The organism is Stenotrophomonas sp. SORGH_AS_0321 (assembly GCF_031453215.1).
Lineage (GTDB): Bacteria > Pseudomonadota > Gammaproteobacteria > Xanthomonadales > Xanthomonadaceae > Stenotrophomonas > Stenotrophomonas chelatiphaga.
This window is the reverse complement of record NZ_JAVIZG010000001.1, coordinates 3,588,151-3,613,563: the sequence shown is the minus strand read 5'-3', so window position 1 is coordinate 3,613,563 and position 25,413 is coordinate 3,588,151. Positions and strand designations below refer to the sequence as shown.

At 67.9% G+C, this 25,413-nt stretch carries 22 protein-coding genes and 2 pseudogenes; 14 read left to right on the top strand and 10 right to left on the bottom strand.

Features of this window, described 5'->3' with window-relative positions; translation table 11 throughout:
- The first annotated feature begins 6 nt into the window (after window positions 1-6).
- From QE373_RS16260 to QE373_RS16240, 5 genes are all read left to right on the top strand, one after another.
- The gene (locus tag QE373_RS16260; RefSeq protein ID WP_309689872.1) at window positions 7-1,221 is read left to right on the top strand and encodes a sigma-70 family RNA polymerase sigma factor; all 1,215 of its coding nucleotides are present in this window, start codon (window positions 7-9) and stop codon (window positions 1,219-1,221) included.
- A gap of 131 nt (window positions 1,222-1,352) precedes the next feature.
- Complete coding sequence (locus QE373_RS16255) at window positions 1,353-3,002, top strand: M28 family metallopeptidase (protein WP_309688488.1); 1,650 nt, start codon at window positions 1,353-1,355, stop codon at window positions 3,000-3,002.
- Between the two features lie 340 nt (window positions 3,003-3,342).
- Window positions 3,343-4,602 (top strand): histidine kinase, encoded by a 1,260-nt coding sequence (locus QE373_RS16250; protein ID WP_057507363.1) that lies wholly within the window; start codon window positions 3,343-3,345, stop codon window positions 4,600-4,602.
- On the top strand, window positions 4,592-5,362 hold the full coding sequence (locus tag QE373_RS16245; RefSeq protein ID WP_057507362.1) for a LytTR family DNA-binding domain-containing protein: 771 nt from the start codon (window positions 4,592-4,594) through the stop codon (window positions 5,360-5,362). The genes QE373_RS16250 and QE373_RS16245 overlap by 11 nt, the downstream gene beginning before the upstream one ends.
- A 33-nt stretch (window positions 5,363-5,395) precedes the next feature.
- Entirely contained in the window at window positions 5,396-5,737 is a 342-nt protein-coding gene (locus QE373_RS16240) for a hypothetical protein (protein ID WP_309688482.1), read from the top strand.
- A 39-nt stretch (window positions 5,738-5,776) separates the two neighbouring features.
- Here the strand turns inward: QE373_RS16240 and QE373_RS16235 are convergent, their stop codons facing one another.
- Entirely contained in the window at window positions 5,777-6,391 is a 615-nt protein-coding gene (locus QE373_RS16235; protein WP_057507360.1) for a hypothetical protein, read from the bottom strand.
- Between the two features lie 317 nt (window positions 6,392-6,708).
- On the opposite strand from QE373_RS16235, the gene QE373_RS16230 reads away from it, so the two are divergent.
- Window positions 6,709-7,626: an oxygenase MpaB family protein gene (locus QE373_RS16230; RefSeq protein WP_309688477.1), complete on the top strand. Its 918-nt coding sequence runs from the start codon at window positions 6,709-6,711 to the stop codon at window positions 7,624-7,626.
- A 27-nt stretch (window positions 7,627-7,653) separates the two neighbouring features.
- On the opposite strand, the gene QE373_RS16225 is transcribed toward QE373_RS16230, so the two are convergent.
- Window positions 7,654-9,771, bottom strand: a complete 2,118-nt coding sequence (locus tag QE373_RS16225) for a M13 family metallopeptidase (RefSeq protein ID WP_309688474.1) — start codon at window positions 9,769-9,771, stop codon at window positions 7,654-7,656.
- A gap of 305 nt (window positions 9,772-10,076) precedes the next feature.
- On the opposite strand from QE373_RS16225, the gene QE373_RS16220 reads away from it, so the two are divergent.
- From QE373_RS16220 to QE373_RS16210, 3 genes are all read left to right on the top strand, one after another.
- A complete protein-coding gene (locus QE373_RS16220) occupies window positions 10,077-13,034 on the top strand; it encodes an EAL domain-containing protein (RefSeq protein WP_309688470.1) in 2,958 nt (985 codons plus the stop codon).
- Window positions 13,035-13,227: 193 nt separating this feature from the next.
- The gene (locus QE373_RS16215; protein ID WP_309688467.1) at window positions 13,228-14,064 is read left to right on the top strand and encodes a class III extradiol ring-cleavage dioxygenase; all 837 of its coding nucleotides are present in this window, start codon (window positions 13,228-13,230) and stop codon (window positions 14,062-14,064) included.
- Between the two features lie 89 nt (window positions 14,065-14,153).
- Window positions 14,154-15,800 carry a Na+/H+ antiporter gene (locus QE373_RS16210; protein ID WP_123700312.1) on the top strand — a complete coding sequence of 549 codons (1,647 nt, stop codon included), beginning with the start codon at window positions 14,154-14,156 and terminating at the stop codon, window positions 15,798-15,800.
- Window positions 15,801-15,870: 70 nt separating this feature from the next.
- Here QE373_RS16210 and QE373_RS16205 read toward each other — a convergent pair whose 3' ends face one another.
- Window positions 15,871-16,122 carry a DUF3297 family protein gene (locus QE373_RS16205; RefSeq protein WP_042612769.1) on the bottom strand — a complete coding sequence of 84 codons (252 nt, stop codon included), beginning with the start codon at window positions 16,120-16,122 and terminating at the stop codon, window positions 15,871-15,873.
- A 147-nt stretch (window positions 16,123-16,269) separates the two neighbouring features.
- Here QE373_RS16205 and QE373_RS16200 point away from each other — a divergent pair, with 147 nt between their 5' ends.
- Window positions 16,270-16,812 (top strand): hypothetical protein, encoded by a 543-nt coding sequence (locus QE373_RS16200; protein WP_309688464.1) that lies wholly within the window; start codon window positions 16,270-16,272, stop codon window positions 16,810-16,812.
- A gap of 21 nt (window positions 16,813-16,833) precedes the next feature.
- Here the strand turns inward: QE373_RS16200 and QE373_RS16195 are convergent, their stop codons facing one another.
- From QE373_RS16195 to msrB, 5 genes are all read right to left on the bottom strand, one after another.
- The gene (locus QE373_RS16195) at window positions 16,834-17,112 is read right to left on the bottom strand and encodes a DUF4031 domain-containing protein (protein WP_123700313.1); all 279 of its coding nucleotides are present in this window, start codon (window positions 17,110-17,112) and stop codon (window positions 16,834-16,836) included.
- A 17-nt stretch (window positions 17,113-17,129) separates the two neighbouring features.
- Complete coding sequence (locus QE373_RS16190) at window positions 17,130-17,663, bottom strand: hypothetical protein (RefSeq protein WP_309688460.1); 534 nt, start codon at window positions 17,661-17,663, stop codon at window positions 17,130-17,132.
- A 63-nt stretch (window positions 17,664-17,726) separates the two neighbouring features.
- Window positions 17,727-18,689, bottom strand: coding sequence for a flagellar motor protein MotB (gene motB, locus QE373_RS16185; RefSeq protein WP_309688457.1), 963 nt, complete (start codon window positions 18,687-18,689; stop codon window positions 17,727-17,729).
- Between the two features lie 3 nt (window positions 18,690-18,692).
- Entirely contained in the window at window positions 18,693-19,547 is an 855-nt protein-coding gene (gene motA, locus QE373_RS16180; RefSeq protein WP_101100140.1) for a flagellar motor stator protein MotA, read from the bottom strand.
- 100 nt (window positions 19,548-19,647) lie between these two features.
- Entirely contained in the window at window positions 19,648-20,115 is a 468-nt protein-coding gene (gene msrB, locus QE373_RS16175) for a peptide-methionine (R)-S-oxide reductase MsrB (protein ID WP_042612775.1), read from the bottom strand.
- 126 nt (window positions 20,116-20,241) lie between these two features.
- Here msrB and QE373_RS16170 point away from each other — a divergent pair.
- A pseudogene (locus QE373_RS16170) lies at window positions 20,242-20,653 on the top strand (classical arabinogalactan protein 4).
- 642 nt (window positions 20,654-21,295) lie between these two features.
- The gene (locus tag QE373_RS16165) at window positions 21,296-21,442 is read left to right on the top strand and encodes a hypothetical protein (RefSeq protein ID WP_170184003.1); all 147 of its coding nucleotides are present in this window, start codon (window positions 21,296-21,298) and stop codon (window positions 21,440-21,442) included.
- 77 nt (window positions 21,443-21,519) lie between these two features.
- Here the strand turns inward: QE373_RS16165 and QE373_RS16160 are convergent, their stop codons facing one another.
- Window positions 21,520-21,999 carry an Lrp/AsnC ligand binding domain-containing protein gene (locus tag QE373_RS16160; protein ID WP_309688451.1) on the bottom strand — a complete coding sequence of 160 codons (480 nt, stop codon included), beginning with the start codon at window positions 21,997-21,999 and terminating at the stop codon, window positions 21,520-21,522.
- Between the two features lie 149 nt (window positions 22,000-22,148).
- Here QE373_RS16160 and QE373_RS16155 point away from each other — a divergent pair.
- Window positions 22,149-23,436 (top strand): annotated as a pseudogene (locus QE373_RS16155) (D-amino acid dehydrogenase).
- Window positions 23,436-24,512: an alanine racemase gene (gene alr / locus QE373_RS16150; RefSeq protein ID WP_309688449.1), complete on the top strand. Its 1,077-nt coding sequence runs from the start codon at window positions 23,436-23,438 to the stop codon at window positions 24,510-24,512. Before QE373_RS16155 ends, alr begins: the two are co-directional and overlap by 1 nt.
- A gap of 58 nt (window positions 24,513-24,570) precedes the next feature.
- Here alr and QE373_RS16145 read toward each other — a convergent pair whose 3' ends face one another.
- Window positions 24,571-25,143, bottom strand: coding sequence for a DUF3016 domain-containing protein (locus tag QE373_RS16145; protein WP_309688447.1), 573 nt, complete (start codon window positions 25,141-25,143; stop codon window positions 24,571-24,573).
- Between the last annotated feature and the right edge of the window lie 270 nt (window positions 25,144-25,413).

The window sequence follows — 25,413 nt, the reverse complement described above, 5'->3', positions numbered from 1 at the left end:
TGGCGGATGGAGTCGCCGGGATTGATCGCGCGCCTGGCACGGATGCTGGGCGGTGATGTCGGCCGTGCCGAGGAGCTGGTGCAGGACTGCTGGGTGGCCGCGCTGGAGCGCTGGCCGCTGGAGGGCATGCCGGACAATCCAGGAGCCTGGCTGATGACCGCTGCGCGCAACCGTGCCATCGATGTGCTGCGCCAGCGCCAGCGGATTGCCGGGCAGCATGCGCAATGGGGCGAGGCGCTGCATCCGGCCGCGCCGGCGCCGCCGGACGACAGCGAGGCACTGGGCGATGACATCGGCGATGATCTGCTGCGGTTGGCGTTCGTGGCCTGCCATCCGGTGCTGCCGGCCGATGCGCGGGTAGCGTTGACCCTGCGCCTGCTGGGTGGGCTGACCACGCAGGAAATCGCCCGTGCGTTCCTGCAGCCCGAGCCGACCATCGCCCAGCGCATCGTACGTGCCAAACGCACCTTGGAACGCAGCAACGTGGCGTTCGAGGTGCCGCGCAGCGCCGAGCTGCCGGCGCGGCTGCAGTCGGTGCTGGAAGTGGTCTACCTGGTGTTCAACGAAGGCTACGCGGCCAGCCATGGCGAAGACTGGATGCGCCCGGCGCTGTGCGAAGAAGCGTTGCGGCTGGGGCGGATACTCGCGGTGCGGTTGCCCGCGCATGCCGCGGTGCACGGCCTGCTGGCCTTGATGGAACTGCAGGGCTCGCGCGGTGCGGCGCGCACCGGGGCAGGCGGGCGTGCGGTGCTGCTGGAGCAGCAGGATCGCACGCGCTGGGACTGGCTGCAGATCGCGCGCGGACTGGCCGCACTGCAGCGTGCGAAGGAACTGCGCGGCGACGACGACCGTTATGTGCTGCAGGCCGGTATCGCCGCCTGCCATGCACGAGCGCGCGTCGCTTCGGACACCGACTGGGCCGCGATCGCGGCGCTGTACGATCGCCTGCTGCGGGTGCAGCCGGGTCCGGTGGTGGCCTTGAACCGGGTGGTGGCGGTGCTGCGCGCGGAAGGCGCGCTGGTGGCGTGGGGACAGCTGCAACCGCTGTTGATTGAACCGCGGCTGCAGGCGCACGCGCCGCTGTGGGTGGTGAAGGGGGAGGTGCTGGCGCGGCTGGGGCGCACAGCGGATGCGCGCGCTGCGTTCGTGCACGCCGCTGGGTTGAGTGGAAACGCGCGCGAACGCGAGGCGTTGCTGGCGCGGGCGGATGCGTTGCGGTGACGCGATGATTTGACGGCCAGCGGCCGTCACTACCGGCGCGCGGGGCAGGAGCTGACGGCCAGCGGCCGTCACTACCGGGGCATGCAGCGGCTACACTCGACGTCTTGTCGCAGTCCCTGCTGGAGAGAGCAATGAAGCGAGTGGTAATGAGCGTGCTGGCCCTGTCGGTGTCCACCGCGGTGATGGCGGCAACGCCGAAGTTCGATGGCGCGCGGATCTCCGCCGACGTCAAGGAACTGGCCTCCGATGCCTACGAAGGCCGTTCCCCGGCCACCGCCGGCGAAGCAAAGACCATCGCCTTCCTGAGCCAGCAGTTCGCTGCCGCCGGCCTGCAGCCCGGGGGTGATGTGCAGGACGGCAAGCGCCTGTGGACCCAGGCCGTGCCGCTGCTGAAGGGCGACATCGTCGGCGCCCCGCAGTTGGCGCTGCATCAGGGCGGCACGTCCCTGCCGCTGGAACAGGGCAAGCAGATCGCGGTGCGCGCGGCGATGAACGGCGCCGACCAGGTCGACATCAGCAAGGCACCGCTGGTGTTCCTCGGCTACGGGGTGAAGGCACCGGAAAAGAACTGGGACGACTTCAAGGGCGTGGACCTGAAGGGCAAGATCGCCGTGGTGCTGATCAACGACCCGGACTTCGAAACCGGCCAGGGCGACTTCGATGGCAAGGGCATGACCTACTACGGTCGCTGGACCTACAAGTACGAAGAAGGCGCTCGCCAGGGCGCGCTCGGCGTGCTGATCGTGCACGAGACGGCACCGGCGTCGTATGGCTGGGCCACCGTGGCCGGGTCCAATACCAACACCATGTTCGACGTGGTGCGTGACAGGCCGGCCGACAGCCACCCGTTGCTGGAGGGCTGGATCCAGCGCGACCTGGCCGTGGACCTGTTCCGCTCGGCCGGCCTGGATTTCGAGGCGCTGAAGCGCCAGGCGCAGCAGCGCGATTTCAAGCCGGTGCCGCTGACCGGCGCCAGCCTGGATGCGAAGTACGCGGTGCAGACCGAGGTGATCACCTCGCACAACGTGGCCGCACGCCTGGAAGGCAGCACGCACGCTGATGAGACGGTGGTGTACAGCGCGCACTGGGACCACATCGGCGTGGGTGAGCCGGATGCGCGCGGTGACCGCATCTTCAACGGAGCGCTGGACAACGCCAGCGGCACGGCGTCGCTGGTGGAACTGGCGCGTGGCTTCGCCAAGGCGCCGAAGCCGCAGCGTTCGCTGCTGTTCCTGGCCGTGACTGCCGAAGAGAAGGGGCTGCTGGGTTCGGAGTACTACGCTACCCATCCGCTGTATCCGCTGGAAAAGACCGTGGCGGTGATCAACATGGATGGCATGGCGCCGTTCAGTCCGTCGCGCGATTTCGGCATCTACGGCACTGCACGCTTCGAGCTGCTGGACCAGCTGAAGGCCGTGGCGCAGCGTTGGGACATCCGCTACACGCCGGATCCGAAGCCGGAGGCGGGCTTGTTCTTCCGCTCCGACCACTTCCCGTTTGCCAAGCGCGGCGTGCCGGCGTTGTCCTGGTCGGCCGGGCAGGATTGGGTGGACGGTGGCATCGCGGCGGGCAAGAAGGCATCGGACGATTACACCGCCAAGCGCTACCACCAGCAGGGCGATGAGTGGCAGCCGGACTGGAAATTCGCCGGCGCCGCGCGTGACCTGGAGGTGCTGTACACCTTGGGCAGCGAGCTGGCGAACTCGCGTGCGTGGCCGAACTGGAACGCGGAAGAAGCGTTTCGTGCGGTGCGCGACCAGAGCGCTGCGGAGCGTCGCTGAGGCGGGGGCGTGACGACCAACGGTCGTCACCCACCGGGGCTGGGCTGACGGCCAGCGGCCGTCACTACCGGGGCTGGGTTGACGGCGGCGGTCGTCTCTCATTGGGGCTGGGCTGACGGCCAGCGGCCGTCACTACCGGGGCTGGGTTGACGGCGGCGGTCGTCTCTCATTGGGGCTGGGTTGACGGCCAGCGGCCGTCACTACCGGGGCGGGATTGACGGCGGCGGTCGTCACTGCCGGGGCTGGGTTGGTCGGCGGATTCAGGGCTTTCGTCGCCCGGTGCTTGCGGTGGTGGGCTGGCGCACTATGCTCGGCCCATCCTTTCGTGAAGGCGGCTACCGTGTTCCCCAGCGTCTCCCTGATCTTCCGACACCTGTTGGCCTGGACGGCGGCGCTGATCGTGGCCGGCATGGTCTGGAGCGGGCTCTTCAGCGGCATGAACGATGGCCCGGGCTGGGTGTTCGGGCTGCTGGCGATGTTCCTGATGCTGTCGGCGCTGGGCAGTGCGATCACCCATGTGCGGCGGGTGTGGCTGGTGGCCGGCAAGCTGGACGGCAGCACGCTGTCCAGCCGCCAGCGGCGGCAGATCGAGCTGCCGATGGACGCCGGCCCGGCGTTCGCGCTGCTGGAATCGGCCATCGCCGAACTGCCGCGGGTGGAGGATATCGAGAGCGCATCGGGCAGCCTGCAGGTGCGTGCCTACGTGCGCCGGGTGGATCCCTGGAATGGCCGCCAGCCTTCGCGCTGGAACCTGCCGGCGCGGCTGGCGATCAAGCGCAACAGCATCCTGGCCACGATCACCCCGGGGCAGGGCACCAGCACGGTGACCCTGTTGTTCGAACCCGATGCCGGCTGGTGGGCCGACCTGCTGGCGCTGGACGAGGGCAGCAACTACGAAAACGCCGAGGCGGTGACCCGTGCCGTCAGCCGCCGCGTGGCCGACCAGCGTCGCGACGAACAGGCCGCCGCCGAACAGACCCACGTGGAAAAGGAGCTGTCGGTTGCGCGCTTGAACCTGCTGCACGCGCAGGTCGAACCGCACTTCCTGTACAACACGCTGGCCAATGCGCAGGTGCTGACGCGCACCGATCCCGCACGTGCCGACGTGATGCTGGGCCACCTGATCCAGTACCTGCGCAGCTCGCTGCCGAGCATGGACGAGTCGGTGTCCACGCTGGGCGTGGAGCTGGAGCGCACCCGTGCCTACCTGGAAATCCTGCGCATCCGCATGGGTGCCCGCCTGGGCGTGGAAGTGCAGGTGCCCGATGCACTGCATGGCGTGCGGCTGCCTTCGATGGCGCTGCAGACGCTGGTGGAAAACGCGGTCAAGCATGGCCTGGAACCCAAGCCCGGTGGCGGCACGATCTGGATCATCGCGCGGGCCTTCGATGACCACGTCACCGTGACCGTGGCCGATGACGGCCTGGGCTTCGGCCACGGCACCAGCGGCACCGGCATCGGCCTGAAGAACCTGCGGGAACGTCTGCGCCTGACCTGCGGTGAGCAGGCCGGCGTGGCGATCGTGGCCAATTTCCCCAGCGGCGTGGCCGCCACCATGACCCTGCCGCAGGCCGCCAAGGAGCCCCGTCATGCCGCTTGATGCCTTGATCGCCGAAGACGAAGAGCTGCTGCGCAGCGCGTTGGTGGAGCAGCTTCGCCGGCTGTGGCCGGAGCTGCGCATCGTGGCCGAGTGCGAGGACGGCGCCAGCGCGCTGGAGCAGCTGGCCGAGAAACAACCGGACATCGCCTTCCTGGACATCCGCATGCCCGGCATCAGCGGCATCCAGGTGGCACGCGCGCTGGGCGAGCTGAGCCCACGCACCCAGGTGGTGTTCGTCACTGCCTACGACCAGTACGCCATCGATGCCTTCGAACAGGGTGCCATGGACTACCTGCTGAAGCCGGTCAGCGACGAGCGCCTGCTGGCCACGCGCGAGCGCCTGCTGGCGCGCCTGCCGGCGGCGCGCAACGACGATGCGGTGCTGGAGCGCCTGCTGCAGCGACTGGGCACCGGGCAACCGCGTGCCGACACCCCGCCGCTGGCCTGGATCACCGCAAGCAATGGACGCGATACCGTGCTGATCATGCTCGAAGACGTGGTGTATTTCCGCGCGGACAACAAGTACACCACGGTGGTGACGGCGGCCGGCGAAAGCCTGTTGCGCACGCCGTTGCGCGAGCTGCTGGAGGCGCTGGATGCGCGCCAGTTCCGGCAGGTGCATCGCTCCACTATCGTCAACATGAAGGCCGTGGCGGCGGTCAGCCGCGATGACACCGGACGCGGCGTACTGCGCCTGCGCGACCGGCCTGAAACGCTCTCCGTCAGTCAACCGTTCATGAGCCTGTTCCGCGGCATGTAACCCCGCGCCGGGCCAACCAGGAAGGACCGTGCCATGCGTTATCTCACCACCGTGCTGAGCTGCCTGCTGTCGTTGTTCGGTTGCCAGGACAAGGTCACCAGCACCTCGATCACCCGCATCAGCGAACAGGGCATCGACCAGCTGTTCAGCCGCACCTCGGTGCGTGCGGAAAGTGCGTCGTTTGAATGCGTGCGCAGTGCCAGCGGGCGCTGCTATTACCAAGTCTTCAAGGAGACCTGCGACGGCCAGCACCACTGCGAACGCGGCATGCTGCAGGCGTTCGACATCCGCGCCGGCCACACCCAGAAACGCGCAGGCCTGCCCACCGGCTTCAAGACCTGCGTCAGCAACAGCACCACCGCGCCCTGCCAGTAACCATGAGGAAGGGACGGAGGAGGTCCGTCCCGTTCCTGATCAGAAGGCGGGCTGCAGGGTGAGGTCGCGGTGACTGCTGGTTTCGCCGACATGGTTGAGGCGACCGACCAGTTCGCTGTGCTGCCGCATGCGCCCGATCTCGGTCATGATGCGGATGTCTTCGTGGCGCAGTTCGCGCTTTTCGGTGACGGCCTGCTTGTAATCCAGCACTTCCGGATAGTGTTCGGCCATGCCCAGCGCATCGGCCACGCATTCCACGCTGTCGGCGCTGGAGGTGATGCGCGCGCGGCTGTTGAAGGCTTTCATCCAGCGTTCGAAACCGGCCTGCTGGTCGAACATGTTGGCCATGAACCAGATCACGAACAGGATCGAAACCCAGGAGCCGATGATGATCACCACGCGGGTGAAGGTGATATGGAAGTCGTCGCGCCAGAGGTAGTTGGCGATCAGCCCCAGGATCAGCAGAGAGGCGGCCTGCCAGCCGACGATGGACGCCATCAGCCATTGGCACTTCGCCTGCGCCAGTACGGCCACCTCGTCGCGGATCTGCTGCTCGCTCATGCCGCGCCAATGGGCCACCTGTTTTTCGAACGGGCTGTGGTACAGCTCGTTGTCGCGCAACAACAATCCTAGACCTTTGAACAAAGCAATCATGGCGGGCTCCCTGTTGGAACGTGCGGCGATGCGTTGGACCGGTGAGGCGGATTCAGTTCTAGCACTTCCAGCGGGCGGCGCAATAAGGGCGGTGCGAAGACCGCGTGTGCGCCCGGGATGAATACGCCGGCGGTGGAATCGTGTGATGCGACGCAGCATCAGCTGGACGCCCTGCGACAAGATGTCGCAGTGTGAATCGTGCTGCGGCCGCACATCCGCGATCGCGCTGAAGCAAGTGAGGTGCCCGGTCATCCCCGATGACCCACAATGGGCCGGAAACGCGCAATCTGCGCCAATCAGGAATCCAGGTCCGCCGCATGTCTTCACCGTTGAATCCGCTGACCGCCCCGATCCGGCGCTGGGTGCTGGACGCCTTTCCGCGCGGCCAGAGTGGCATCGACTATGACCACCCGGCCGGCGACCCCGGCTGGTTCGGACCGGACAGCATGACCTGGCGGGTGCATGCGGAACTGCCATCGATGCTGGCCGGCGGGCTGTGTGCGTTGATGCTGCAGCTGCTGCATCCGCGTGCGCTGGCCGGGGTGTATGACCATTCCAACTTCCGCGAGGACCTGGTCGGCCGGCTGCGCCGCACCACCGCCTTCGTGGCCGGCACCACCTATGCGCCCACGGCCGAGGTGGAAAAGCTGGTGGCGCGGGTGCGGCGCATCCATGCCAGCGTGCGCGGCAGCGTGGATGGGGTGGCCTATGCGGCGGATGATCCGGAGCTGCTGACGTGGGTGCACGTGACCGAGGCCTACGGGTTCCTGCAGGGTTTCCGCCGTTACGGGCGTGCGGTGCCCGGGCCGCTGGCCGACCGTTACTACGATGAATACCGGCGCGTGGCCGAGGCGCTGGGCGCGACCGGCGTGCCACGCAGCGAGGCGGAAGTGGATGCGTGGTTTGCCCGGCAGCAGCCACAGCTGCGGCTGGACGAGCGGGCCCGCGAGGTGCTGCAGGTCCTGCAGTCGGTGCGGCTGCCGGTACCGGTGCCGGGCGTGTCGCGCAACGTGTTCTTGGGCGCGGCGGCGGCACTGCTGCCGCCGTGGGCAGGGGAGATGCTGGAGCAGGGCACGCGGCAACGGCTGCAGGCACGCGCGTCGATGCGGCTGCTGCAGGGTGCAGCGCCGCTGTTCCGGCGTGCGCTGCCGGATGGCCTGGCCAGCCGCGCGTGTGCGCGGATGGGGGTTGGGGTGGGGGTGTTGAAAGCGTGGCCGAAGGGCAGTGACGACTGACAGTCGTCACCTACCTGCGCCCGCTTGTTACCAGACCTTGACGCGTTTTTCCGGTGCCAGGTACAGCTTCTGGCCTTCCTTGACCTCGAAGGCCGGGTACCACGCATCGAGGTTGCGCACGGTCAGCGCACGGAACTGGCCGGGTGCGTGCACGTCGGTCAGCAGCGAATTACGCAGTGCCTGCTCGCGGCTCTTGCTGCGCCACGCCTGCGCGAAGCCGAGGAAGAAGCGCTGGTCCGGCGTGAAGCCTTCCAGCGTCTGGCCGGGCTTGCCCTGCAGCGACAGCTGGTAGGCATCGTAGGCGGTGCCGAGGCCGGCCACGTCGGCGATGTTCTCGCCCAGCGACAGGCGTCCATTGACGTGCACGCCGGGGAACGGCTCGTAGCTGCTGAACTGCGCCGCCAGCGCGTCACCGGCCGCATTGAACTTCTCCAGGTCCTGCGGCGTCCACCAGTTGTGCAGGCGGCCGGTGTCATCGAACAGGGCGCCGGCGTTGTCGAAGCCGTGGCTGATCTCATGGCCGATCACTGCGCCGATGGCACCGTAGTTCACCGCATCGTCGGCCGCACCGTCGAAGAACGGCGGCTGCAGGATGGCGGCCGGGAACACCAGGCGGTTTTCCAGCGGCACGTTCATCGCATTGATGGTCTGCGGCAGCATCGCCCACTCACCATGGTCCGGCGCCTTGCCCAGCTTGGCCAGGTTGCGCTGGTACTCGAACTGTTCGGCGCGTTGTGCATTGCCCAGCGGGTCGTCGCGCTTGATCTCCAGGCTGCTGTAGTCGCGCCAGCTGTCCGGGTAACCCATGCCGACCTTCAGTCCGGCGACCTTGGCCTTGGCGCTGGCCTTGGTCTGCGGCGACATCCAGTCCAGCGCATCGATGCGCTTGCCGAACGCGGCGATGATGTTCTTCGCCATCTCGTCGGCGCGCTCCTTTGTCCTGGCATCGAAGTGCTTTTCCACGTAACGCTTGCCGATGGCCTCGCCGATGGCATGGTTGGCATCGTCCACCGCGCGCTTCCAGCGATCACTCTGCTGCGGGGTGCCGCTCAGCGTGGTGCCGTGGAAGGCGAAGCGCGCATCGGCGAACTTCTTCGGCAGGTAGGGCGCGGCGCGGTCGAGGGCGTGGAAGGTCAGGTAGTCCTTCCAGGCGTCCAGCGGCTCGGTGGCGACCAGCCGCGACAGGCCGGCGACGGCCTTGGGCTGCCAGACGATGAAGTCCTGCTGCTGCGACAGTCCCGAGGCCTCCAGGAAGGCCGCCCAGTCCATGCCCGGTGCCTTGGCGCTGAAGTCTTCGCGGGTCCACGGGTTCGCCCCCTTGGCCACGTCGTTGGTTTCTTCCTGGGTGGCGTGCGCCTTGGCGATCTTGGTTTCCAGCGCGACGATGCGCTGCGCCTTGGCGCCGGCATCGGCAACGCCGGCCAGCGTCAGCACTTGGCCGATGTATTCCTGGTACTGCCTGCGCAGCTCGGCCATGCGGCCATCGCCCAGGTAGAAGTCACGGTCGGGCAGGCCCAGTCCACCCTGCACCAGGTAGGGCGCGGTGCGTGCCGGCTGCAGCAGGTCCACCGATACCCACAGGCCGAACAGGCGGTCGGTATAGAAGTTGGTGGCATTGAGCAGGTCCACGTCGGCGCGCACGTCGGCGCCCAGCGCGCGGGCCAGGGCAGCCTTGTCGGCCAGCGCGTCGATCGCCTGCAGCTGCGGCTGCACCGGTGCCAGCCCACGCTGTTCAATCCCGGCTTCGTCCATGAAGGCGGCGTAGTAATCGCCGATCAGCTTGTCTTCGCCGCTGGCCTGCGCGTTGTTGGCCGCCCCTTCCAGGATGGCGCGGGTGTCGGCCTGGGTCTTTTCGGCGATCACGTTGAAGCTGCCGAAGCGCGAACGGTCGGCCGGGATTTCGGTGTTCTTGACCCAGCTGCCGTTGGCGAAATCAAAGAAGTTGTCACCGGCGGCGATGCTGCGGTCCATGCCGTCAGCGTCGAAACCGAAGCTGCCCAGCTGCGGCCTGGGCGCCTGCGCCGCTTCTGCCTGCGGGGGGGCCTCGGGCGTGGCCGGGGGAGCATCGCCGCCACAGGCCGCCAGGGAAAGGGACAGGCTGGCGGTGATCGCCAGCAGCAGGGGAGCGCGACGCAACGTAGGCATGGAGTACTCGGGCGACGGGAAACAGCCAGTCTAATCCCTGCCGGCGGGGCTGGTTGCAACGGCAACCGTACCGAAAGCGGGGGTCGCCTGTGCCGGATGTGGCTGAACAGGGGCAGACACTCTTCCTGTCGTCATCGACGTGATGCATGCTGCACGAGGGGGCCGGGAGGAAGCGCGTTCGACGCGGAACCGCCGGCGAGAAGACAGCACGGTCAAGAAAGTCGATCCGCGGCCGCTTAGGTGTGGATCACAGGAAAACGTTCGCGCATGAGAGCATCTGGCCACTACCGCCGACGTTGCCATCGATGGCCGCACTGAGCCGCATGCTGGTTCGGCCGCAGCGTGCCCTGTTGTGGGGTGGAATGCTGCTCGGCCTGCTGTTCGCCGCCGGCCTGGCGACGATGCTGGCCAGTGACTTCCAGCGCCGCCTTGATGTTGCCCAGCGCCAGAGCCGCACGTTGGCAGTGGGCAGCCAGCGCCTGCTGTGGCTGGAAATGCGCAACCTGGAACGGGCGATGCAGGGCGTCGGCGCGGACGCTGCACAACTGTTCCGCAGCGTGCCCGCACAGGCACCGGACCTGCTGGACCAGAACATCGCCGGCGTGCTGCACCGGCATGCCGAGCTGGACAGCATCGTGGTGGTGGACCAGCACGGCCGCGCGCTGACCAGCGGCGTCGGCGACCTGCAGCTGCCGCTGTGGGTGGACGGGCAACGGCGTGGCCGCGGCAGTGACCTGTACCTGGGGCCGCCGCAGCGACGCGATGGCCTGAACTGGGTGCTGCCGCTGGCGCTGCAGCTGGAACAGGACCGCTGGCTGCTGGTGCGCCTGCATACCAGTGAACTGCAGCGGATCATCGGCGGGATGGACATCGGCACGCGCGGGGTGGTGTCGATCAGCGATGTGGAAGGCCACGTGCTGGCGCGATCCCCGATGGACGGCAACGTGGTGGGGCAGCAGTTTCCGTTGGCCCACCGACAGGCGCTGGGCAGTGACGCGGTGCGTTCGCTGGGCGTGGAAACGAGCCCGGTCGACGGGGTCGCGCGCATATCGGCGATGAGCACGCTGCATCAGTACCCGCTTGCGGTGTATGCCGGGCTGGGCCATCGCGAAGTGCTGGCCGCATGGTGGCCCTACGTATACGCCTCGGCGGCGATGTTCCTGCTGTACTGCGGGCTGCTGGCCGGCCTGGTGTGGGGCGTCGGCCGCGCGGCGCGGCGGCAGCATGTGCTGGCCGAAGAACTGCGCACCGGCCACGCCGAACTGCTGCTGGCCCACCAGGTGGGCCATGTCTGCACCTGGCACGTGGACGAAGACGCCTGCCAGTTGCACTGGTCGCCGCTGGCACGCGAGATTTTCGGCGTGGACGTCGATGCCCTGCCCTTGTCCGAGTTCTTCCACCGCGTGCACCGCGAGGACGGCGTGCGCATGCAGGCGGCCTTCGACCGGGCCTTCGCCGGCGATGCGGTGCTGGATGAGGTCTTCCGCATCGTGCTGCCGGGCGGCGATGTCCGCTGGGTGTCCGCGCGCGGTCGGCGCGTGGTGATCGGTGATCGCCAGCGGCGGATGATCGGCGCCCTGACCGACATCAGCGAGCGCTACCTGGCGCGCGAGCGCGCCGACCAGGCCGAGCGCCAGTTCCGCCTGCTGTTCGACCGCAATCCAGCGCCGTTCTGGGTGTTCGATCCCGATACGCTGCGCTTCCTGGAGGTCAACCAGGCCGCGATCAGCCAGTACGGCTATACGCGCGAAGAATTCCTGGCGATGAGCATTCTCGACATCCGCCCACGCGAAGGCTGGGACGAGATACGCGGTGCCATCGCTGAAGCGCGCGTTGGAGAAGCCGCGGACGCGAAGATCCGGCTGCACCAGCGCAAGGATGGATCGGTGTTCGAGGTGCGTGCGCATCTGTCGCGGCTGGATTTCGACGGCCATCCGGCCTGCCTGGTGCTGGCCGAGGATGTCAGCGAGCGGCTGGCCTACGAGCGCGAACTGGCCTACCACGCCAGCCACCACCCGCAGACCGGCCTGCTCAATACGCGCGCGTTGGCAGAGGCGCTGGACGAATGCGCCGGCAGCTACACGGTGGCGTTCATCCAGCTGCGGGGCCTGCGGCTGATCTCCGATGCGCTGGGCAGCGACATCGGCGACGCCGTGCTGCAGGCGATGGCCACGCGCCTGGGGGGACTGGGCGCGCGGTTCGGCTGGCTGGCGTTCCAGCCAGCGGAAGATTTCGTGTTCGCCTTCAGCGATGCGCACGATGCGAAGAACGCGTTGGATGCACTGGTGCAGATCGTATCCGAGCCGGTGCGCGGGCAGGACTCGCTGCACCAGTTCGAGCCGAGCATCGGCGTGGCCGTGCACGCGCCCGGCGACGGGCTGCTGGCCGCGCAGGTGATCGGCATGGCGGCGCAGGCCGCGCACAGTGCGCGTGCCGAAGGCGATGTACTGGCGCGCTTCGACCCCAGCGTCAATGCACGCCTGGCCGAGCGGTTGCGCCTGGCCGGCCGTATCCACAACGCCATCGATGCCGAATTCGAGCTGTATTTCCAGCCGATCTGCCATGCCAGCGATGGCACGCCGGCCGCGCTCGAGGCGCTGCTGCGCTGGCCGCAGGCCGATGGCAGCTTCATCCCGCCGGGCGATTTCATCCAGCTGTGCGAAGACACCGGCCTGATCCTGGCGCTGGGGCGCTGGGTGATCCGCGCGGCCGCGCAGGCCCAGCGGCAACTGGTGGATGCCGGCTGGGCCGACCTGCCGATCGCGGTGAACGTGTCTGCAGTGCAGTTCTTCAACAGCGACCTGGTCGGCGAGTTCGGCCGCGCGATGGAGGAGTTCGGGCTGGCACGCGGTGCGTTGCAGGTCGAGCTCACCGAAAGCAGCCTGATGCGCAAGCCGGCCCAGGCGATGCAGACCATGCAGCGCCTCCACGAGCAGGGCATCTGCGTGTCGCTGGACGACTTCGGCACGGGGTTCTCCAGCATGTCCTACCTGCAGCACCTGCCGCTGGACATCCTGAAGATCGACCGCAGCTTCGTGGCCGACGTGGAGATCAACCCGCGCAACGCTTCGATCTGCCGGGCGCTGCTGTCGCTGGGTCACAGCATGGGCCTGACCATCATCGCCGAAGGCGTGGAGACGCCGGGGCAACTGCAGTGGCTGGCCGCGCATGGCTGCGACCAGGTGCAGGGCTACCTGCTGGGCCGGCCGGCCCCGTTGAAGACGGTGATCGAGCAGTTGGACGCGGTGGAAGTGGTGCTGTAGCGCCGGCAGCGCTCGGCGAGCGCCCCGCGCGTTGCGGGACTCCCGCCGAGCATGGCCTCGGCGCTAACGGGCAGCAGGCCGCGCCGGCAGTGAGACCATTGTTCCTGTTCCTGCAACAAACCGACTCGATGCGCCGTATTTTTCGTGCGGGCTGCTGGCCATAAGCTGCAATGCGTCCTTCGAGGAGTCCGCCATGAGCCGCCTGCCCAGCCTGTATATCTCGCATGGTTCGCCGATGACCGCGCTGCAGCCCGGGCTGGTTGGCCAGCGGCTGGCCGGGCTGGCGGCCGACCTGCCACGCCCGCGCGCCATCGTCATGGCCAGCGCGCACTGGCTGAGCGCGCAACCGCTGGTGGGGGCACATCCGCTGCCACCGACGATCCATGATTTCGGCGGCTTCCCGGATGCGCTGTACCGGCTGCAGTACCCGGCGCCGGGTGCGCCGGCGCTGGCGGCCCAGGTGCAGCAGCTGCTGGTCGATGCCGGCCTGCCGGCGCGGCTGGATGTCGGCCGCGGACTGGACCACGGCGCCTGGGTTCCGCTGCGCTTCCTGTTCCCGGATGCCTCGATTCCGGTGGTCCCGCTGTCACTGCAGCCGCAGCTGGGCCCGGCCCACCAGTTCGCGCTGGGCAGGGCGCTGGCGCCGCTGCGCGAACAGGGCGCGCTGCTGGTGGGCTCGGGCAGCATCACCCACAACCTGCACGATTTCCGCCGTTACCAGGACGGCAAGGAAGCGCCCTACGTCCGGCCGTTCACCGGCTGGGTGGAGCAGCGCCTGGCCGATGACGACGTGGAGGCACTGCTCGACTACCGGGCCCGGGCGCCGGGGGCCGTGCAGGCGCATCCCAGCGACGAGCATCTGCAGCCGCTGCACTTCGCCATGGGCGCGGCAGGCGAGGGCGGACTGGGTGCACGACGCATCGACGCGGGCATCGATGCCGGCATGCTTGCGATGGATCTGTACCGCTTCGACGGCGCCGGCGGTTTGCTGTCGCCCCGCCGAGCCCATGCGATGCAGGCGTGGGCCTGATCGCCGGGGTGTGCTAGTTTTTTCCGGTTCCTGGCGCCTTGGCCGCATGGCCATCCCTCCCCTCGTTGGCGCCGTCATCTGGATGATGCATGCACACCATTGAAGTGGTCCTGGCGATGCTGGTCGCCGTCGTGGCCAGCGGTTACCTGGTCCGCGTCCTGCCGTTTTCGCTGCCGTTGCCGCTGGTGCAGATCGCGCTGGGCGCGGTGATTGCCGGTGTATTCAACCGCGGGCACGAGCTCGACCCGGACATGTTCTTCCTGCTGTTCCTGCCGCCGCTGCTGTTCCTGGACGGTTGGCGCATCCCCAAGCAGGGCCTGTTCCGCGACAAGGGCGCGATCCTGGAACTGGCCTTCGGGCTGGTGGTGTTCACGGTGATCGGTGCGGGCCTGCTGATCCACTGGATGATCCCGGTGATGCCACTGGCGGTGTGCTTCGCGCTGGCGGCGATCATTTCGCCGACCGATCCGGTCGCGGTTGGCGCGATTGCCTCCAAGGCGCCGATTCCGAAGCGGCTGATGCACATCCTGGAAGGCGAATCCCTGCTCAACGATGCCTCCGGCCTGGTCTGCTTCCGCTTCGCGGTGGCGGCGGTGATGACCGGTTCGTTCTCGCTGGCCACCGCTTCGATGACCTTCCTGTGGGTGGCCGCGGCCGGCCTGGCGGTCGGCGTGGCGGTGACGCTGGGCGTGTCCACCTTCCAGCGCTGGCTGTGGCGCCGCTTCGGCGAAGAGCCCGGCGCGGCGATGCTGGTCAACCTGCTGATTCCGTTCGCCGCCTACCTGCTGGCCGAAGAAATCAACGCATCGGGCATCCTCGCGGCGGTGGCGGCGGGCATCACGATGAGCTACGTGGAGCTGACCGGCCGCGTGTCCGGCAGCATGCGCGTGCAGCGCTCGGCGGTGTGGAACATGCTGCAGTTCAGCTTCAACGGCATCATGTTCGTGCTGCTGGGTGAACAGCTGCCGGGCATCGTGGAGCGCGCCGTGGCCACGATGAGCGAGAGCGGCCACCAGAGTCCGTGGTGGCTGGCCGTGTACGTGATCGTGATCAACCTGGCGCTGATCCTGCTGCGCCTGCTGTGGGTATGGCTGTCACTGCGCTGGAACCTGCTGCGGGCACGCCGTCGCGGCGACGAGCAGCGCCAGGCACCGAACTGGCGCATCGTGGTGGCGACCTCGGTGGCCGGCGTGCGCGGGGCGATCACCCTGGCCGGCGTGCTGACCCTGCCGTTGTTCCTGCCCAGTGGCGATCCGTTCCCGGCGCGTGACCTGGTGATCTTCCTGGCCGCGGCGGTGATCCTGTTCTCGCTGGTGGGCGCCAGCGTGGCCCTGCCGCAGCTGCTGAAAGGCCTGCAGCTGCCGGCCGATTCGGGCGAGCGCAAGGAAGAGGACGTGGCACGCAAGCTGGCGTCCAAGGCGGCGCTGGCCGGGGTGGAGCGGATGCGCCAGCAGCTGGTGCTGAACCAGACCACCGACAACGTGCAGCTGTACAACGATGCGGCGTCACGGGTGAGCCTGCTGTACCAGCGCAACCTGGAAAAAGAGCATGGCCCGGATGCCGATCCGGAGAAGGTGCGGCGGATGGAGCGCGGCTACCGCCAGCTGCGTGGCGCCGGGCTGACCGCCGAGCGCGAGGAGCTGTTCCGGCTGACCCGCCGCGGGGTGATCTCCGATGAGATATCACGCAAGCTGATCCGCAACCTGGACCTGCTGGAATCGCGGCAGCGCGAGTAGCGCGGGGCCTGCGACGGCCCGCAGATTGCCGGTCAGGACGACCGGCATCGCCATGCTCGGCGGACCCTGATCAGGCCTGCGGCTTCAGGTCGAGGTAGCGGACTTCGACGCTGCCCTTGATCTTCAACGTCATCGGGTTGCCGCGACGGTCGCGGGCCTTGCCGGCCTGCACGCGGATCCAGCCTTCGCTGACCGAATATTCTTCGACATCGGTGCGTTCGACATCGTTGAAGCGCACGCCGACGCCGCGCTCCAGCGCCTGCGCATCGTGGTGGGGGCTGGCCGGGTTGATGGCCAGGTGGTCGGGAGGGGTATCGCTCATTTCAGCTTCACTGTGACGGCCACCAAGGCCGGCTTCATGCAGTGAAGGATACCCGTACGCGGCGCGCGACCCAACGCCGATGCTTCCGGCGGCGTCCGCCAGGCCTCAGAATGCGTGTCACAGCACCATGACCGCAGGATCCCGAACATGCCCGACAACAGCGATTATTTCGACTTCGAAGAAGACGCCCACGACTACGACGAGGACGATTTCGAGGCGCGTGCGTGGAACCTGCTGGTGCTGATCAATCCCGGCGACGAAGAGCTGGCGCTGGCCCAGTTCAACCGTTGGCGCGAGCTGCTGGCTGACCAGGGCGAGCCGCTGGAGCCGGACAGCGACTGGATTCCGCCACTGTTCACCGCGATCGGCTGGCAGAGCGGCTTCGAGGTGGAGCGCGATGACCTGGAATCGCTGATGTCGGCGGTCAACGAGCTGTCTGCGCGCTTCAACCTGCAGGTGCACTGGGGCGGCGACCTGGACGACGAAGACTTCAGCATCGGGCTGGACGGCGTGCAGCTGATGTCCACCGCCTTCGACCGCCTGCGCGAAAACAATTACACGCTGTGGAGCGTGGACGCCGGCAGCGATGGCTTCACCGGCTGGATGGCGCTGACCCGCGACGACGATGCGATGCTGGCGCTGTGTTCGCTGCTGAACGTGGAAGTGCGGCTGGGCAGCGATCCGTTCTGAGCGGACCGGTTCCGGCGCCCGTTACCCGGGCTGGTACTGCGCGCGGGCATTGGCGATTACCGCCTTGAGCCGTTCGCGGTCGGTATGCCGGGAAATCGGCTGCGCGCCGAGCACGATCGCCTGCGCGCGCAAGGCCACGGTGACATCGTAGTGCGCGCCGCTGGATTTGTTCTGGAATGCCCGGCGCGGGATGCCGAGCTGCGCCGCCATCGCGTGCAGCTCGGCCAGGGTGTCGGCCATCAGGTGGGCCCAGCGCTGTCCGCGCCAGGCCTGTACTGCGTCGTCGACGTAAACCGTCACCGGGGTCCCGAAGCCCTTCAGGCCTTCGGCTTGTCGTCGGCGTCGGCGTCGGCTGGTGCCTCGGTGGCTGCCTCGGCGTCGCCGCCTGCGGCCGTTTCGCCAGCGTCGGTGCCGGCATCGGCATCGGCATCGCCCTGCGCGGCCTCGCCTTCAGCGGCGTCTTCGGCATCGATGTTGTCGAACTCGGCGGCCAGCTGGTCCAGGTAGGCGTCGGCGTCCAGTTCCTTTTCGGCGGCCATGATCTTGATCAGCTCGCCCAGGCCTTCGGAGTACTGCAGCTCGACCTTGCGGCCTTCCTTGCCCTGCACGTTGGCCAGGTGCTTGAGCATGGCCAGCATCGGCATGGGGTCATCGGCGTTGCCCATGGTCTGGCCGCCGATCGACAGCAGCCACTGGCGGCCCTGCAGGCCGATCGCCGCGACCACCTGACCTTCTTCGTTGGTCAGCACGGCGTGGTTCTGTACCTGCTGCTGGTCGCTCAGGCGGGCGAAGGCGCGCTTGGGCTGCTGCTTCTTGCGCTTGTCGCGCTTGGCTTTGGAGAGCTTGGACATGGTGGGAGCCTGAAAAAAGGGAAGGCCGCCATTGTAATGGCCCAGCGCAGGGCGCGCTTGGCGCTACGGCGCGGCGTCGCCCACCATGGCCGGCACCTGCGCGGCCTGCACGTCCGGATCGGCCACGGCGGCGGACAACGCGACCGGCGAGCCGGCGCCTGCCAGCGCAGAGGCTTCGGCATCGCGGGTCATCACCACGATGCTGATGCGGCGGTTGATCGGGTTGGCCGGGTTGGTCTTGTCGAACAGCACCGAAGAGGCCAGCCCGACCACGCGGGTGACCTTGGCCTCATCCAGCCCGCCATCCACCAGCGCGCGGCGGGCCGCATTGGCGCGGTCGGCGCTGAGTTCCCAGTTGCCGTAGCCGTGCTGGGTGCTGTACGCGGCGGTGTCGGTGTGGCCGGTCAGGCTGATCCGGTTCGGCACATGGTTCAGGTAATTGGCCAGTTCGCGCAGGATGGTCTGCGTGTACGGCTTCAGTGCCGACCCGCCGAGGTCGAACATCGGCCGGTTCTGTTTGTCCACGATCTGCACGCGCAGCCCTTCCGGGGTCAGGTCGAGCAGCAGCTGGTCCTTGAACGGTTCCAGCGCCTGGCTCTTGCTGATCGCTTCGGTGAGTTCCTGCATCAGCGCTTCCAGCTGCTTCTTTTCCTGCTGGCGCGTATCGGGGTCGACTGCCTTGGGAATGCTTTCCTGCTGGTTCTGGAAGGGATCATTGCTGGTGCCACGGCTGACATCGGCCGCCCCGCCCAGCTTGATCATCGACGTGCTGGCGCCGCCCGGCCCGGCCATGCCCGGTGCCGGGGTACTGCTGGTGCCGGACAACGGGCTGGGATTGCGGAAATATTCTGAAATCGCGCCGCGCTCGGGCTTGCTGGTGGACGCCACCAGCCACAGCACGAGGAAGAAGGCCATCATCGCGGTGACGAAGTCGGCGTAGGCCACCTTCCACGAGCCGCCGTGGTGGGCGGCGTGGCCCTTCTGCTTGACCCGGCGGACGATGACGGTGGGCTTGGTCTCGCTCATGGCTTACTTGACCGTCTTCAGGTGCTGCTCGAATTCGGAGAACGCCGGGCGAACGTCGGACGGCAGCGTCTTGCGGGCGAATTCCAGCGCGATCTTCGGGTTGTAGCCGCGCAGGCAGGCCAGCAGGGCGGTCTTCACCGATTCGTAGATGCGGCTGTCCTGCTCGGCGCGTGCTTCCATCGCCGCGGCCATCGGGCCGACGAAGCCGTAACCCAGCAGGATGCCAAGGAAGGTGCCGACCAGCGCGCCGGCCACGTGCGCGCCGACTTCTTCGATCGGGCCGCCGATCGAGCCCATGGTGATCACGATGCCCAGCACCGCCGCCACGATGCCGAAGCCGGGCAGGCCGTCGGCCACCTTGGTGATGACCTGCGAGGGCGCCAGCGCTTCGGCATGGTGCTTGTCCAGCTCCAGCTCCAGCAGCGGTTCCAGTTCGTGCGGTTCGATGTTGCTGCCGATCATCAGACGCAGGCAGTCGGTGATGAAGTCGACCAGGTGGTGGTCGGCCTGGACCTTGGGGTAGTTGGCGAAAATGGGACTTTCGCCGGGCTTCTCGACGTGGTCTTCCAGTGACATGAAGCCTTCGCGACGCGCCTTGTTGAGCAGCTCGTAGACCAGACTGAGGACGTCGATGTAGTCCTGCTGCTTGTAACGCGGGCCCTTGAACACGGCCACGCTGGCTTTCAGGGTCTGCTTGACGGTCTTTGCCGGGGTGCCGACCAGGAACGCGCCGACGGCGGCGCCCCCGATGATCACCAGCTCATAGGGCTGCCAGAGCGCGCCCAGTCGTCCGTGGGCGCCGAGATACCCACCGAGCACGCTGGCGATGACGACGAGGAAGCCAATGAGGATGAGCATGGACGCGACGCAGGGAGAGGGGGTATCTCCCTAACGGCGCGTTCACGCGGTTTCTGAAGAGGCAATGTGTGAAATCCGTCGGCGGGCGTGCCGCTGCGGATCAGCCCGCTGGTTCGGCTTCGGCGCCGCCCCGCTGCAGTGGATCGTCATACGACGCGCCGTTTTCGGTGAACGAAAGTGAGACGGAGTTCAGGCAATGGCGCTCGAAGGTGGGCGGCGGGCCGTCCGGGAACACATGGCCCAGGTGGCTGCCGCAGCGGGCGCAGGTGATTTCGGTGCGGATCATCCCATGGCTGATGTCGCGGATCTCGCGCACGTGTTCCGGGGCGAACGGGGCGAAGAAGCTGGGCCAGCCGGTACCCGAATCGAACTTGGTGCTGGAGCGGAACAGCGGCAGGGCGCACAGGCGGCAGCAGTAGACGCCATCGCGCTTGTTGTCGAGGAACACGCCGCAGAAGGGCGCTTCGGTGCCGTGCTGGAGCAGCACGCGGGCCTCGTCAGGGCTGAGCGAGGATTCCAGTGCCTGGCGCTGTGCGTCGGTCGGGGGCGTGAGGTCGAAGGCGCTCATGCGGTATCTCCTGGGGGATGCCTGCGGAGATGGGGGCGCGGCGCCGCGCATGCAAGCATCGGTGCTGTTCATGGCAGGCACACGGGGGACGGCGCACGCTGCGCTGAACTACTGCCGGGGCCTGCCATGAAGCGTTCATTGTTCCTGCTGTCTGCGTTGTTGTTGCCGGCGCTGGCGTCGGCCCAGTTGGCGTCGCCGTCCAGCCCGACAGCGACCCGCAGTGCGACCACGGTGAGTCCGCCGCCGCCGCCGCCGGCGCCCCAGCCGCCGCGCGCGGTGCAGCCTGCGCCGCCGTCACCGGTGCAGGCTCCGCGGCCGATTGCCAGCCCCGCCGCCGGCGGCGGGGCCGATCCGCAGCACGGGGCCGGCGCAGGTCGTGGCGCCCCCGGCGAGCACGGCACCGGCGAAGGTGTATGACCGCGATGGGCGGATCATTCCGGGGGTGAAGCCGGCGGGGCCGAACCGGGTGTTCGATTCGCGCACGGGGCGGTATCACGACAGCGTTCCGCAGGGTGTCGATTCCCGGGTCAAGCCGTAGGGGTGGGTTGGTTGTTTGCCGGGCTGCGCCCGGCACCTGCTTGCTTACAAGCTACAGCCACGGCAACGGCAAAAGCTGTGGGGCTGTTGCGTTGGCGGGGCGGGGTGGGTTGGCGGGAATCGCCGTGAATACGTCCGTGTAGGCTCGCCATCCGCATCCATGCGGATGAGCGTTTCCGCCAACCCACCCCGCCCCACCTTCGACAGGTCCATGGCGGCCGTGGTGGCGCCGATCCGTGGTTGGCGAAAGGTGGAGGGGAACGGAGGGACGGGGTCAGAGTCCTTTCGCGCAGCGAAAGGACTCTGACCCCTGCCTTTGTTCTTTTATTTCCATTGCGCGGGTGGCGGCGCCCGGAACGTGTCAGGGGTCGGGCGGTGGGGCTGGGCGGGGGCGTTGAGCGCCATGGATGGCGCGAAACGAGGCCCGCAGGAGCGGCTCTTGCCGTCCCCCGACCAGCTCCACCGCCCGACCCAGCTCCAGCTGCATCAAAGCCCACCCGCGAGGGGGTCCCACCCGTTCGACCCCCGCAGTCAGCACGATCAACATGCAGCATCACGCACGCTTCGCCATCCAGTAACCCGCCGGGCGCGATGGTGGACCTGCGCCGGCCAAGGCGCCTCCTTACAAGCCGCGAGTACGATCATGGGCACCCAGAACAAAGACGACATGGGCAAGCAGCAGGACAAACCGCAGCAGGGCCGCCAGCAGCAGCAACAGCAACAGCAGCCCGACCAGAAAAAGCCCGGCAAGCAGCCGGACCCGCAGCAGGGCAGCAAGCAGCAGCGCTGAGCCAGCGCGTGGTAATCCCTGCGAATGCCGGCCGAAAGGCCGGCATTCCTGTATCCGGCATACCGCGGGCAGATCGCTCAGTCCGGGATCGGCAGGCTCCAGGTCTCCTTGACCTCTTCCATCACGATGTAGCTCTTGGACTCGCGCACGTGCGGCAGGGTCAGCAGCGTGCTGCCCAGCAGCTTGCGGTAGGAGGCCATCTCACTGATGCGCGCCTTCAGCAGGTAGTCGAAATCACCCGAGACGAGGTGGCATTCCAGCACGTTGGGCAGCTTCAGCGCGGCGCGGCGGAACTCTTCGAAGATGTCGCCGGACTTGTAGGCCAGGCTGATTTCCACGAACACCAGCAGGCTGGCCTTCAGTGCGGTGGGATCCAGGTGGGCGTGGTAGCCGGTGACCACCCCTTCGCGTTCCAGCCGTCGCACCCGCTCGGTACACGGCGTGGTCGACAGGCCGACGCGTTCGCCCAGCTCGGTAAAGGAAATACGCCCTTCGGCCTGCAGGACCCTTAGGATTTTCCTGTCAATTTTGTCCAGTTCGCGGGTGCGGGTGGCCACGGTATCGCCCTGTGCAGGTGGTTTTCAGGGAAATATGCTGCTCCGCTTTCATAAAACGCGCAAATTCGCTGGATCGGCCTGACTATACTTCTCCGATTATGGTCCCGGCGTGCTCCTGCGCAGGGAATTGATCGGGTTGGAGAGGTCTCATGCGCGTTCTCATCCTCGGCAGCGGCGTCATCGGCACCACCAGTGCCTGGTACCTGCGCCAAGCCGGTTTCGAAGTCACCGTCCTCGACCGCCAGCCGGGACCGGCGCTGGAGACCAGCTTCGCCAATGCCGGCCAGCTGTCCTTCGGCTACACCTCGCCGTGGGCGGCGCCAGGCGTGCCGAAGAAGGCGATCGGCTGGCTGTTCGAGAAGCATGCGCCGCTGGCGATCCGCCCGGGCATGGACCTGGCCCAGTACCGCTGGCTGTGGCAGATGCTGCGCAACTGCACGCAGGAACGCTATGCGATCAACAAGGCGCGCATGGTCCGCATGTCCGAATACAGCCGGGACTGCCTGAACCAGCTGCGCGCCGAGACCGGCATTGACTACGAGGGGCGCGACCTGGGTACCACCCAGCTGTTCCGCACCCAGCAGCAGCTGGATGCCTCGGCGCAGGACATCGAAGTGCTGGCGCAGTACGGCGTGCCGTACGAGGTGCTGGACCGTGCCGGCATCGTGGCCGCCGAACCGGCGCTGGCCCACGTGGATGGCCTGGTCGGCGCGCTGCGCCTGCCGCGCGACCAGACCGGTGACTGCCAGTTGTTCACCCGGCGCCTGGCCGCGATGGCGGCCGAGGCCGGCGTGGAATTCCGCTACGACGTGGACATCGCCGGGGTCGGGCGCCAGGGCGACCGCATCACCGGCGTGCGCGTGGACGGCAAGCTGGAAACCGCCGATCACTACGTGGTGGCGCTGGGCAGCTACTCGCCCGCGTTGGTGGCCCCGTTGGGGCTGGGACCTGCCGGTGTACCCGCTGAAAGGCTACTCGCTGACCCTGCCGATCACCGATCCGGCGATGGCACCGACGTCCACCATCCTGGACGAGAGTTACAAGGTCGCGGTCACCCGCTTCGACAACCGCATCCGGGTCGGTGGCATGGCCGAAGTGGCCGGCTTCGACCTGTCCCTGTCGGCACGGCGCCGGCAGACGCTGGAGCGGGTGGTGCGCGACCTGTACCCGAAGGGCGGCGATCTGTCGCGCGCTGAGTTCTGGACCGGACTGCGCCCGGCAACGCCGGATGGCACGCCGGTGATCGGCGCCACGCCGTTGCGCAACCTGTTCCTCAACACCGGCCACGGCACCCTGGGCTGGACCATGGCGTGCGGGTCCGGCCGTTACCTGGCCGACCTGATGAGCGCGCGCCAGCCGCAGATCAGCACCGAAGGCCTGGACATTTTCCGTTACGGCGGCAAAGGCGCCGTGGCCGCGCACGCGGAGCGTCGCTGATGCGCCCTGCACGTGCGTTGATCGACCTGGATGCGCTGCGCGGCAACTACCGCCTGGCGCGCGAACTGGGCGGCGGCAAGGCGCTGGCGGTGGTCAAGGCCGATGCCTACGGCCACGGTGCGGTGCGCTGTGCGCAGGCGCTTGAAGCGGAAGCCGATGGCTTCGCGGTGGCGACCATCGAAGAAGCGCTGGAACTGCGTGCGGCCGGTATTTCGGCCCCGATCCTGCTGCTGGAAGGTTTCTTCGACGCCAGCGAACTGCCGCTGATTGCCGAACACGGGCTGTGGACCGCCGTCGGATCGCCGTGGCAGGTCGAGGCGCTGGCCGCCTTCGACAGTCCGCTGGCGCTGACGGTATGGCTGAAGCTGGACAGTGGCATGCACCGGCTTGGGCTGGACGTGGATGCCTTCCGCGCCGCGCATGCACGCCTGTCCGCGCTGCCGCAGGTCGGTCGCATCGTGATGATGACCCACCTGGCGCGTGCCGATGAACTGGACAGCGAACGCACCCACGAACAGGCGGCCGTGTTTGCAACGGCCACGGCCGGGCTGGCCGGCGAAACCAGCATCTGCAATTCACCGGCGCTGCTCGGTTGGCCGGAGGTGCGCAGTGACTGGGTGCGTCCGGGCCTGATGCTGTACGGCGCCAACCCGTTGGCGGTCGATTCAACGGTGACCGCGCGCCTGCGCCCGGTGATGAACATGCGTTCGAAGGTGATCGCCGAGCGCTGGATCGAATCAGGCGAGCCGGTCGGTTACGGAGCGCGCTTCGTGGCCAGCCAGCGCACCCGCGTGGGCGTGGTGGCGATGGGCTATGCAGACGGCTACCCGCAGTTCGCGCCCAATGGCACGCCGGTGGTGATCGATGGCCAGCCGGGCGCGCTGATCGGCCGGGTGTCGATGGACATGCTGACCGTCGACCTGACCGCGCACGCGCAGGCAGGGGTGGGCAGCGAGGTGCAGTTGTGGGGCGGGCAGGCACTGAGCCTGGCCGAGCTGGCGCCGCGCTGCGGGGTCAGTGCCTACCAGCTGCCGTGCGCGGTGAAGCGGGTGCGCCGGGAGTATGTGCAAGGGTGAGGGGAAAGGGCAGTGACGATGCGCGATCGTCACACCCGCCGCGGCGCACCTGCGTTGATCAGTTCGCGGCGATCCGCTTGGCCAGGTCGCGGCGCACCCAGTCGTCGATCAGCTTCTTTTCGTAGCGCAGCGGGTCACTGCTGCTCTGCATGCCGGTGCTGCCATGCAGGAAGCCGGAGTCGCGCAGCGCGGCTTCGCCCTGGTCCAGCACCTGCCCGTCGGCGCCTTTCAGGGCGTACTGCAGGGCGATCCGCGGCGGGTAGATGTCGCGCATGATCCGGATGTCGCTGGCACGCGGGCCGTGCCACGGTTCGAAGTCGCCCGCACGCTTGATGTCGACGAAGGTGATGTCCAGCGTCTGCCCCGGCTGCAGGGTCTTTTCCGCTGATCTGCGCGCGTACTCGGCCAGCTCGTACACCCAGTTGCCGCGCTCGGCTTCGAAGCGGTTGGTGCTGTTGCGCAGTTCGGTGAAGGTCTTGGGGTCGTTCCACTTCACGCTGACAGGGCCGGCAGTTTCCAGCGCACGCGGCGCCTGCGGATCAGTGACGGTGCGCGGGGCGGCCAGCGCGGTCACGCTGGCCGTGGCGAGCAGGCCTGCCAGCAGCAGGCTGCGGGTGGAAAGGCGGCGCATTGCAGGCTCCCGCACCGCAGGGCGGCGCTGTAGGTGTGGACTGCAGTGTGGTCCCGCCCGGGCCTGCGGACAAGCGGCACCGCGTCACGGCCCGGCAGATGCTTACGGGCAGTTCATCGCGCCTTGCATGACGCACGGCGCTTGACGCTGCGAATACGCAGTCTGGACCATGCTGTGTTCATTGCTACCCGGCGGCCCAAGCCCTTGTCCCCTGTGAATTCGACCCTGGAAGCCCTGCCCGCACATGCCGCCGCAGGTGGCGGAAGCCTG

Coding starts and splice junctions, on each gene's coding strand:
- QE373_RS16260 (WP_309689872.1), top strand. CDS start 7: ATGGAGTCGCCGGGATTGATCGCGCGCCTGGCACGGATGCTGGGCGGT.
- QE373_RS16255 (WP_309688488.1), top strand. CDS start 1,353: ATGAAGCGAGTGGTAATGAGCGTGCTGGCCCTGTCGGTGTCCACCGCG.
- QE373_RS16245 (WP_057507362.1), top strand. CDS start 4,592: ATGCCGCTTGATGCCTTGATCGCCGAAGACGAAGAGCTGCTGCGCAGC.
- QE373_RS16240 (WP_309688482.1), top strand. CDS start 5,396: ATGCGTTATCTCACCACCGTGCTGAGCTGCCTGCTGTCGTTGTTCGGT.
- QE373_RS16235 (WP_057507360.1), bottom strand. CDS start 6,391: ATGATTGCTTTGTTCAAAGGTCTAGGATTGTTGTTGCGCGACAACGAG.
- QE373_RS16230 (WP_309688477.1), top strand. CDS start 6,709: ATGTCTTCACCGTTGAATCCGCTGACCGCCCCGATCCGGCGCTGGGTG.
- QE373_RS16225 (WP_309688474.1), bottom strand. CDS start 9,771: ATGCCTACGTTGCGTCGCGCTCCCCTGCTGCTGGCGATCACCGCCAGC.
- QE373_RS16220 (WP_309688470.1), top strand. CDS start 10,077: ATGGCCGCACTGAGCCGCATGCTGGTTCGGCCGCAGCGTGCCCTGTTG.
- QE373_RS16215 (WP_309688467.1), top strand. CDS start 13,228: ATGAGCCGCCTGCCCAGCCTGTATATCTCGCATGGTTCGCCGATGACC.
- QE373_RS16210 (WP_123700312.1), top strand. CDS start 14,154: ATGCACACCATTGAAGTGGTCCTGGCGATGCTGGTCGCCGTCGTGGCC.
- QE373_RS16205 (WP_042612769.1), bottom strand. CDS start 16,122: ATGAGCGATACCCCTCCCGACCACCTGGCCATCAACCCGGCCAGCCCC.
- QE373_RS16200 (WP_309688464.1), top strand. CDS start 16,270: ATGCCCGACAACAGCGATTATTTCGACTTCGAAGAAGACGCCCACGAC.
- QE373_RS16190 (WP_309688460.1), bottom strand. CDS start 17,663: ATGTCCAAGCTCTCCAAAGCCAAGCGCGACAAGCGCAAGAAGCAGCAG.
- motB (WP_309688457.1), bottom strand. CDS start 18,689: ATGAGCGAGACCAAGCCCACCGTCATCGTCCGCCGGGTCAAGCAGAAG.
- motA (WP_101100140.1), bottom strand. CDS start 19,547: ATGCTCATCCTCATTGGCTTCCTCGTCGTCATCGCCAGCGTGCTCGGT.
- msrB (WP_042612775.1), bottom strand. CDS start 20,115: ATGAGCGCCTTCGACCTCACGCCCCCGACCGACGCACAGCGCCAGGCA.
- QE373_RS16165 (WP_170184003.1), top strand. CDS start 21,296: ATGGGCACCCAGAACAAAGACGACATGGGCAAGCAGCAGGACAAACCG.
- alr (WP_309688449.1), top strand. CDS start 23,436: ATGCGCCCTGCACGTGCGTTGATCGACCTGGATGCGCTGCGCGGCAAC.
- QE373_RS16145 (WP_309688447.1), bottom strand. CDS start 25,143: ATGCGCCGCCTTTCCACCCGCAGCCTGCTGCTGGCAGGCCTGCTCGCC.